At 75.1% G+C, this 9,061-nt stretch carries 10 protein-coding genes; 5 read left to right on the forward strand and 5 right to left on the reverse strand.

Features of this window, described 5'->3' with window-relative positions; genetic code table 11:
* Positions 1–137: 137 nt before the first annotated feature.
* From ACFWOG_RS36655 to ACFWOG_RS36675, 5 genes are all read right to left on the reverse strand, one after another.
* Entirely contained in the window at positions 138–476 is a 339-nt protein-coding gene (locus ACFWOG_RS36655) for a hypothetical protein (protein WP_329951847.1), read from the reverse strand.
* 342 nt (positions 477–818) lie between these two features.
* On the reverse strand, positions 819–1,583 hold the full coding sequence (locus tag ACFWOG_RS36660) for an ABC transporter permease (protein WP_329951846.1): 765 nt from the start codon (positions 1,581–1,583) through the stop codon (positions 819–821).
* 26 nt (positions 1,584–1,609) lie between these two features.
* Positions 1,610–2,575, reverse strand: coding sequence for an ATP-binding cassette domain-containing protein (locus tag ACFWOG_RS36665; RefSeq protein ID WP_329951845.1), 966 nt, complete (start codon positions 2,573–2,575; stop codon positions 1,610–1,612).
* 115 nt (positions 2,576–2,690) lie between these two features.
* Positions 2,691–3,872, reverse strand: a complete 1,182-nt coding sequence (locus ACFWOG_RS36670; protein WP_329951844.1) for a glycosyltransferase — start codon at positions 3,870–3,872, stop codon at positions 2,691–2,693.
* Entirely contained in the window at positions 3,869–4,183 is a 315-nt protein-coding gene (locus tag ACFWOG_RS36675) for a hypothetical protein (protein ID WP_329951843.1), read from the reverse strand. The genes ACFWOG_RS36670 and ACFWOG_RS36675 overlap by 4 nt, the downstream gene beginning before the upstream one ends.
* A gap of 156 nt (positions 4,184–4,339) precedes the next feature.
* Between ACFWOG_RS36675 and ACFWOG_RS36680 the strand changes: the two genes are divergently transcribed.
* The 5 genes from ACFWOG_RS36680 to ACFWOG_RS36700 form a co-directional block, all read left to right on the forward strand.
* Positions 4,340–5,272, forward strand: coding sequence for a 3-oxoacyl-[acyl-carrier-protein] synthase III C-terminal domain-containing protein (locus ACFWOG_RS36680; protein WP_329881220.1), 933 nt, complete (start codon positions 4,340–4,342; stop codon positions 5,270–5,272).
* 101 nt (positions 5,273–5,373) lie between these two features.
* A complete protein-coding gene (locus ACFWOG_RS36685) occupies positions 5,374–5,664 on the forward strand; it encodes an acyl carrier protein (RefSeq protein ID WP_329881219.1) in 291 nt (96 codons plus the stop codon).
* A 4-nt stretch (positions 5,665–5,668) separates the two neighbouring features.
* Positions 5,669–6,487: a hypothetical protein gene (locus tag ACFWOG_RS36690; RefSeq protein ID WP_329951842.1), complete on the forward strand. Its 819-nt coding sequence runs from the start codon at positions 5,669–5,671 to the stop codon at positions 6,485–6,487.
* Positions 6,484–7,263 (forward strand): 4'-phosphopantetheinyl transferase family protein, encoded by a 780-nt coding sequence (locus ACFWOG_RS36695; protein ID WP_380363740.1) that lies wholly within the window; start codon positions 6,484–6,486, stop codon positions 7,261–7,263. The genes ACFWOG_RS36690 and ACFWOG_RS36695 overlap by 4 nt, the downstream gene beginning before the upstream one ends.
* Positions 7,264–7,387: 124 nt before the next feature.
* A partial coding sequence (locus ACFWOG_RS36700; RefSeq protein ID WP_380363742.1) for a condensation domain-containing protein occupies positions 7,388–9,061 on the forward strand: 1,674 nt, incomplete at its 3' end.

Raw genomic sequence — 9,061 nt, forward strand, 5'->3', positions numbered from 1 at the left:
GGGGGGGCGGGGGGGGGGGGGGGGGGGGGGGGGGGGGGGGGGCGCGGGGGGGCCCCCCCCCCCCCCCCCCCCGGGGCCCCCCCGGGGGGGGGCGGGCCCCCCCCCCCCGTTCCGTGCTGCGGGGACGGGCCGGACCGTCAGGGGGTGCCGTGCGCCCGCGGATCGGCCGCCACGGCCTTCATCGGCGGCTTCGCGGCCACGGCCTTGACCGGCGGCTTCGCGGCCACGGCCTTCATCGGCGGCTTGGCCGCGACGGCCTTGACCGGCGGCTTGGCGGCCGTGACCTTGGCCGGGGGCTTCTTGCCCACGGCCTCGACGGAGGCGACGGGCTCGGCCGAGGCCGTGCCCGCGCCGAGCAGGCCGACCACGGGCAGCGCCGCGATCGCCCCGCCCGCGAGGGCCAGGCGCGTACGCCGCCGCCGCACGGGGGCGGCGTCCCGGCCGGCGACCGGGGTGTTCTCGGAGCGAGGGCTCATGGGGGTTCCTCTCGTCGTGCGGGGGGCGGTCGGCTGCCCACGACGATAGGGCCGCCGTGGTCCCCGGACAACCGATCGCCGCTTCGTGCCGGGGAGGTGACCGAGCGGCAGGAGGAGTGACGGACGAAGGCCGGGGAGGTCGCGCGGGCGCACCCGCACGTCCTCCCCGGCCCGCCGCCCCCCGCGCCGGGGGGGTGTCAACGCCCCCGGGGCGCGGAAAGCCGCCCCCATCCGGGCGGTGGTCCCCGCGGTGCGGGTGTCGTCGCGTGTCTGGGGGGGGTGGGGCGCGGGCGCCCCACCCCCCCCCCCCCCCGCCCCGCCTCCGCCCGACCGGGCGGAGGCTCAGCGCACCCGGGTCGAGAACAGCCGCGCCGACCAGTACACGGCGGCGGACGTCATCACCACGACGATCAGCAGGCCCTGCCAGACCACGCTGTCCCCGACGTGGCCCGAGAACAGCGCGCGCATGCCCTCCACGGCCCAGTAGAAGGGGTTCCACTTGGCCACGGACTGGAGCCAGATCGGTGCCAGCGCCAGCGGCAGCAGCACCCCGGAGAGCAGTGCGATCGGCTGTGCGAGGGTGTTCACCACCGGAGCCATCGCCTCGTCGGCCGGCAGCAGCAGGGCGATGCCGTACGAGAGCGCCGACGTCATCAGCGCCAGCAGGCCGAGCAGCAGGTAGGCGAGCAGCAGGTTCACCGGGCCCACCCGCAGCCCGAACGGCAGCGCGATCAGCGTGATGATCACCGCCTGGACGAGCAGCGCCACCGTCTCGCGCAGGGCCCGTCCGAGCAGCAGGGCCAGTCGGCTGACCGGCGTCACGCGGGCCCGCTCGATGATGCCGGCCCTCAGCTCGCCGAGCAGGCTGAAGCCCGTGTACAGGCCGCCGAAGATGCAGAGCACCGCCAGCAGGCCCGGCACGTAGATCTGGTAGGTCTGGGCGTAGGTGGTCGCGCCCATCGGTTCGAGGACCGTCTTGAGCAGCGGCGCGAACAGCAGCAGGTAGAAGATCGGCTGGATCACTCCGACGGCGATCCAGATCGGTGTCCGCCACATCAGCAGCAGCTGGCGCTGGAACACCAGCCAGGTGTCGCGGGCGAGCTTCATGGGAGCCCCTCCTCGGGGATCTGAGGTCAGGACTGCTCGATGGAGCGGCCGGTGCGGGCCAGGAACACGTCGTCCAGGCTGGGTCGTTGCAGCTGGACGGTGCCCGAGGCCACGCCGGCCGCGTCGAGTGCGCGCAGCAGCCGGGGGATGGCGGCCGCGCCGTCGTCCAGGTAGAGCCGCAGGCCGTCGTCGCCGCGCAGCTCCAGTCGGTGCAGGACCGGCAGGTCGGGCTCCTCCCGCAGGGCCTTGGCGGCCGACTCGGCCTCCCCGGCGCCCAGGCCGAGCAGGACGACGTCGCCGGAGATCTCGCGCTTGAGGGTCTCGGGCGTGCCCTCGGCGACGACCTCGCCGTGGTCGACGATGGACACGCGGTCGCAGAGCGCGTCCGCCTCGTCGAGGTAGTGGGTGGTGACCACCACGGTCATGCCCTCGTCGCTCAGACGGCGGATCTCCGCCCACACGTGGCCGCGGCTGGCCGGGTCGAGGCCGACCGTGGGCTCGTCCAGGAAGAGCACCTTCGGGGAGTGGATGACGCCCAGTGCGATGTCGACCCGGCGCCGCTGGCCGCCCGAGTAGGTCCGGCACGGGCGGTCGGCGAACTCGGTGAGTTCGAAGGCATTGAGCGCCTCCTCGGCGCGGGACAGTGCCTCGGACTTGCCGCAGCCGTGCATGCGGGCCTGGAGCACCAGCTCCTCGCGTGCGGTGACGGAGTCGGTGGTGCCACCGCCCTGGGCGACGTAGCCGATCCGGCGGCGGACCTCGGCCGGGTCGGCGAACAGGTCGGCGCCGGCGATCCGGGCCTCGCCGCCGTCCGGCCGGATGAGCGTGGCGAGCATGCGGAGCGTGGTCGTCTTGCCGGCGCCGTTGGGGCCGAGGAAGCCGAAGATCTCACCCGCCGCCACGTCCAGACCGATGCCGCGAACGGCGTCGACAGAGGCCTGGCCACGTTTCTTGGAAGGGTAGGACTTGCGAAGTCCCTTGGTCTCGATCAACCAGAACTCCCGAGCGGGGATGGGTTGCCGGGGCGCCTGGGATGCGGCGCGCGGGACACCTGGGAAGTGGTGCTGCGGGCCACCCTAGGGTCTGCGGCACCCCGGAAACAATGGCCTAGACCAATGGATTGGCCTGAGGGGCACCGTCCGCGACCAGCGCCTCCACCCGGTCGGCCGCCACCGGGGCCCCGCCGCCGGCCCGCAGCGCCGCCCCGACCCGGGTCGCCGCCGCCCGGTACTCCGGGTCGTCCAGCACGGTTCGTAGCCGGACGGCCAGCTGATCGGGCGTCACCCGGGCGAACGGCACCCGCAGTCCGGCCCCGGAGGCCACCACCTGCGCCGCCACGAACGGCTGGTCGTGCCGGATCGGCGCCGTCACCAGCGGCAGTCCGTGGGCCAGCGCCTCGCCCACGGTGTTCATCCCGCCGTGGCAGAGCACCGCGTCCAGGGCGCCGCGGGCCATCAGCTCCAGGACCGGCGCCCGGTCGACCGCGACGGCGTGGGCCGGCAGCCCGGGCAGCAGGTCGAGCGGCGCCGCGAACACCGGCTGCACGTCCTCCCCGCAGAGCTCCACCGCCCGCACCGCCCGCGCCAGGAAGTCGGCGCCCAGCTCGCCGGCCAGCGTGCCCATGGTGACCAGGACCCGCCGGCGGCCCTCCACCAGCCGCTCCCAGGGGAACGCCGGATCGGCGGGCCGGTCCGCCAGCACCGGTCCGACCGGCGCGTACTCGGCGGGGAGCGGCTGCGGGCCGGTCAGTGCCGGGCCGGTGAACGCGAGCACGAGGTCCGGCGAGAACCGCGGGTCGACGTACTCCTCCTCGGGCAGCCCGGCCCGCCGCCACAGGCCCTGGAGCAGACCGGTCATCCACTCCTCGACCTGCGGCAACCCCCGGAAGGGTCGACCCAGTTCCATCGCCCCGGGCGCCAGGGTGGCCCAGGGCAGGCGGTGCCGGTGCGCCACCAGCGCCCCGGCCGGGGTGTGCTGGTCCACCAGCAGGGCGTCCGGCCGGAACTCGCGCACCGCCGCGTCCAGCGTCTTCGCGGTGAACCGCGCGTACGGGACGATGAAGCCCTCCCAGAGCGAGCGGACCGCGGCCAGCCCGTGCCCGCCCTGCGCCCGGAACGCCCGGGTGCCGGTGCCGAACACCCGGGCGTCCGGCCCGAGCAGCGGGCGCAGCACCGACTCGGTGCCGGTCCAGGCCACCTCGTGCCCGCGGGCGACCAGTTCACGGGCCAGGCCGACGGTCGGGTTGACGTGTCCGGTGAGGGGCGGCACGACCACCAGGAAGCGGCTCATCGGGCGTCCTCCGCGGGCAGCAGGCGCTCGACGTCGGCGACGGTCAGCGCCTCCAGGCCGGCCAGGTCGAGCCCGGACCGCAGCGCGCCGAGGTCGGCGGCCGGGCCGAACCGGGCGCGCAGCAGGCCGTCCAGCGCGCCGATCTCGGTCTCGTCCAGGAGCAGGTCGCCGTCCAGCCGGGCCTGCGGGGTGACCCGCGAGGCCCACGCGGGCGGCGCGTCGGCGGCCTCGACCAGCACCGCCACCAGCTCGGGGCGGACCGGCGGCGCGGCGGCCGGGTTCGCGGGGACGGGGATGTCAGGGTCGGTCATCTGTGGCTCCACCTGCTCGACGGCACGGGGGCGGGGGACGGCCGCACGGCACGGGGCGAATCCGTGGGCGGCGCGTTCGGGGAGTGTGCGGGATGTGTGCCGCAACCGCCCGAGATCACTTGTGCGGACCCGCCGGGCGTGGGAATACTAGCCCGCGTGACCGCACTGGAGGCAGTGGCCGTTCACCTCCCCCACCACACCGTGCCCATTGAGGCAGTGGGCGAGCGGATCGGCCTGACCCCACGTCAACTCAAACTCTTCCGCCGTTTCCACGGCCTGGACCAGCTGCGACTGGACCCGGACGGGAAGCTGCCCGACCTCCTCGGAGCCGCCGTCGACGCTCTCCCGGAGCTGCGCGGACGCGAACGGCACGTCCGTTTCGTGATCCATGCGCGCAGCATGCCGGTGGCCGTCCCGTACCCGCTGAACCCGCTGCACGACCTGCTCCACCGGTACGGCCTCGGCCACGCCCAGGCCTTCACCGTGACCCACCACGCCTGTGCGGTCGGCCTGCTGGCCGTCGACCTGGCCGGCCGCCTGCTCGCCGGGGATCCCGACCGGGAGGCGCTGGCCTTGGTGCTGACCGGGGAGAAGACCTTCACCAAGGACGCCCAGGTGGTGCCGGAGACCGGCATCTTCGCCGAGGGCGCGGCCGCCTGCCTGGTCAGCGCCCACGGCGAGCGCGACCGGGTGCTCTCCTACGCGGTGCGCCAGCGCCCCGAGTTCGACGGCCGGCTGGCCGAGGACCAGGATCTGCTCGCCCGCTACCAGCGGGAGTACCCCGCGGTGATGGTCGAGGCGATCGAGGCCGCCCTGGACCAGGCAGGTCTGGACCTCTCCGACCTGGTCGCGCTGCTTCCGCACAACGTCAACCAGGCATCCTGGCGGATGATCTGCCGCCGGATCGGCTTCCCGATCGGGAACGCGGTGCTGGACAACGTGCCCGCTGTCGGGCACAGTTTCGCTGCGGACGGCCTCATCAATCTGCACACCGCCGTCGGGCGGGGGATGCTCCGTCGCGGTGACCGCTACCTGCTGGCCGCCGCCGGCATCGGAGCGACGTTCTCCGCCATGGTCGTCGAGCACTGACGAGCCACCGGTCGAGCCCGATCGCCGGCTCCCGCGCCGGATTCCCTTCCGGATTCCGCGCCCACTCCCTGCCACTCCACGCACGACGGGACGGTCCCACCATGTCCGATCAAGTGGTCCAGACCACCGAAGCCGAGCTGCGCGACCGGGTCCTGCACAGCCTCGGCGAGCTGCTTCCGCGCGTCCTCAAGCGCGACCTCCCCGAGATCCCCGAGAACGCCTGCCTCTTCGACGACCTGGGCCTCACCTCGGCCGGCACCATCGAGCTCATCCTGGAGGTCGAGGAGGCGCTCGACATCCAGGTCGACGTCGAGCAGATCAGCGAGGACGACCTCCGCTCGTTGACCAAGCTCGCCCAGTACGTCGCCACGCACGTCATTCCCGAGGACTGACCGGATGGCCGCCGCATCCGCCCCGGGCCTCGGCCTGACCCGGGTGCTGGCGCGGTACACCGACGGCCGTTCCGAGCTCTCGCTCGACCCGGACCTGCGGGTGTTCGTCTCCGACCTGGTCCGCCCCTACGGCCTGCCGCTCCGCGAGGACCTGCTGACCGAGGGGGTCGGGCACGCGTACGAGGAGCTGGCCGCGGGCCTGCTCGCCGAGGCGCTCGGACCGGACGAACCGGCTGACCTGCTGATCCAGGCCTTCGACTCGCCGGACATCCGCCCCGGTGCGCCCACCTCGCTGGCGCTCAGCCGCTCCTGCGCCGGCACGCCGACCGCGCTGGCCCTGTGCGACCAGGGAACCGCCACCGCCTTCGGCGCGCTGCGCGCCGCCGTCGCGTACTGGCGGACCGGCATCGGCGGTCGCGCGGTCGTGGTGCTCGCCGAGCAGACCGCCCTGCACTACCTGCCGCCGGAACCGGTGGTCCTGCCCGAACGGCACTGCGCCGTGGTCCTGGTCTGCGAGACCGGGCCGGGCGAGAACCTGACGGTCCATCAGGAAAGCCTGATGGAGCCCGAGTCGGCGGCCAAGGAGGTGCGCCGACAGGCCGAGGCGCTGGGCGCCGACACGGCGGTCCTGCTCTCCGCCGGCCTGGACGTGCCCGACGTGGACGCGATCCGCACCCCCGCCGGGCAGCCGTTCACCGGCCTCTGGTCCGAACTCGCCGCCCGCCTGCCGGGCTGGCGGGACGAACGGCGGCCCGTGCTGCTCGCCGACCTCGACCGGCGGCTCGGTGTGCTCTCCACGCTGACCCTGCGGGCCGGGCCGTGACCGACGGCAGCGGCCCGGCCGGTGGTCGGGCCGGCCCCGACCCCGAATCCGACCCCGAGGGCGGCCGGACCGCGGACCTGATCGACGTGTGGCTGATCCCCACCGACCAGCCGGAGTCCGTGACCGAGGCCCTGTGGGGCGTGCTCGATCCGGACGAGCGTGCCCGCGCGGCGAGCCCCGACCCCGGGTTCGGCGGCCGGTTCACCGTCGTGCACGGCGCCGTCCGGCAGCTCCTCGGTGCGCGGCTCGGCTGCCGGCCCGCAGACCTCGTCCGACACCAAGGCCCGCACGGCAAACCGGAGTTGACCGCCGGGCCCGGGGCGTCGTCCGGGTCGGTCAGCCTCAACTACTCGGCCTCCGGGGCGCTCGCGGTGCTCGCGCTCGCCCGGGGGCGGGCGATCGGCGTCGACGTCGAGGAGGTCCGCGACACCCGGACCGCCACCCGTCTCGCCGGACGCTACTTCCCCGCCGGGGAGGCCGCCGCCGTCGCGGCGGACGCCCGGCCCGCCGAGCGGTTCACCGAGCTCTGGTGCCGCCGCGAGGCCTGCGTCAAGGCCTACGGCGGGCGGCTCGTCCAGGGCTTCGGCCTGCCCATGGCCGGCCCGGCGCCGCTGCTCCTCGCCGACCCGGGTGCACTCGGGCCGGGCCCGTGCCGGATCGACGACGTGCCCGTCCCCGGCCCGTTCCGTGCGGCGGTGGCCGCCGTCGGTGCCCGCCCGATCCGCGTCGCGGTCCGGGCCTGGTCGGCCGACATGCCGGCCCCGGCGATGAACTGACGATCCGTCGGAACACTCCGGACCTCCGGTCCGGACCACTCGGTCGGGCCGCCGACGGCGCCCCGACCCGCACCGCCGCCGGGGCGCCCCCGGCAGACCCGGCGAGCCGAAGGGCACGTACGACGTGACAGAGACCAGCGGGCGGATCACGATCCGGTACAGCGGTGCGAGTTCGGGCTCCGGCCCGCTCACCCTCGGCCAGGACAACATGATCCGCTGCATCCGCCGCGACCGCCCCGAGCAGATCAACAAGGAGTCGGTCTGGCCGGTCCCCGACCGGACCACCCTGCCCGCCGCCCTCGACGCCCTGCGCGCCCTCCTGGAGCGGCACGAGTCGTTGCGCACCGGCTTCCCGCCCGGCCCCGGCGCGGACGGCTTCCCGGAGCTCCAGAACGTCCACGGCGACGGCGAGTTCACCGTCACCACCGTCCCCGCCGGCGCCCTCGGCGAAGCCGAACTCGACCAGCTGGCCGACGAGTTGGGTCGAGCTGACGTGGCCGTCCCGTTCGACCTGGCGGCGGCCCCCCGACTGCGGTTCACCCTCCTCACGGACGGCGACCAGCTGCGCAGGCTCGTCGTCGTGGCCTGCCACGCCGGGGTGGACGCCGCCGCGGTCACCCTGCTCATCGAGGACTGGACCGCCCTCGCCGCCGGCAAGGACCTCCCGCCGGTCACCTCCCGCACCCCGCTCCAGGTCGCCGAGCAGGAGCAGAGCTCCCAGGGCCGCCGCAAGACCCAGGCCGCGCTGCGGCACTGGGAGAACATCCTCGCCACCGGCCCGCAGGTCGTCTTCGCCACCGACGGCATCACCGGACCGCCGGACGGTCTCGCCACCCTCGTGGTGCGCTCCCGCAGCGCGGCCGCCGACCTCGACATCGTCGCCCGCCGCACCGGCGCGGGCCCCTCCGTCGTCCTGCTCGCCGTCATCGCGGCCCTGACCGCCCACCGTGCGGCCCGCACCGAGCTGGTCTTCGCCGCGCTCTCGGCCAACCGCCAGCGCTCGGCGATGGCCGACCACATCGGCACCCTCGCCCAGGACGCCCTGCTCGCCCTCGACACCGACGCCGCCGACCTCGACGAGCTGATCGGCCGCGTCAAGGTCGCCTCGTTCAACGGCTACTGGAACAGCACGCTCAACGCGGACAAGGTCTGGCAGCTCATCGAGGACGTCGCCGAGCGGCGCGGCGCCAGGTTCACCCGCCAGGTCGTCGTCAACGACCTCAGCCTCACCATCCCCGAGGCGATGTCCGAGGCCCGCCCGGCTCCCACCACCGACCCCGAGGTGACCTGGCTGCCCGACCAGCCGCTCCCGGTCCGCCTCATGGTCAACATCCTCCGGGCCACCGGCAGCCTGGAGTTCGCGCTCCTGGCCTGCCCCCAGGTCCTCGACCGGGAGGAGACCGAGCGGTTCGCGCGCGCCGTGCCCGCGGTCCTCGCCGCCGCCGTCGTAGGCCCGCTCCCGCTCGCCGAACTGGCCGCGCTGAGCGGCCTGCGGCCCGCGACCCGGACCGGCGACTGGCACCGGGTCGGGGCCGACTGGATCCACCTCGACGCCGTCCGCACCCTGCTCGCCGACGCGTTCGGCCCCGACCCGCTGGTCGAGGTCTCCTGCGTCGAGGGCCGGCTGACCGCCCGGATCGCCACCACCGACCCCGCCCTCACCCCCGAGACCGCCCACCGCGCGGTGATCGCCGTCCTCCCCGGACGCGCGACGGCCGTGGCCCCGCAGCACTACGCCGTCCACCACCACACCGGCGCCGTCCCCGCCGGCTGGGCCGCGCTCCCCGCCACCGCCGAG

Origin of the sequence: Kitasatospora sp. NPDC058406, assembly GCF_042722765.1 — a bacterium.
GTDB lineage: Bacteria > Actinomycetota > Actinomycetes > Streptomycetales > Streptomycetaceae > Kitasatospora.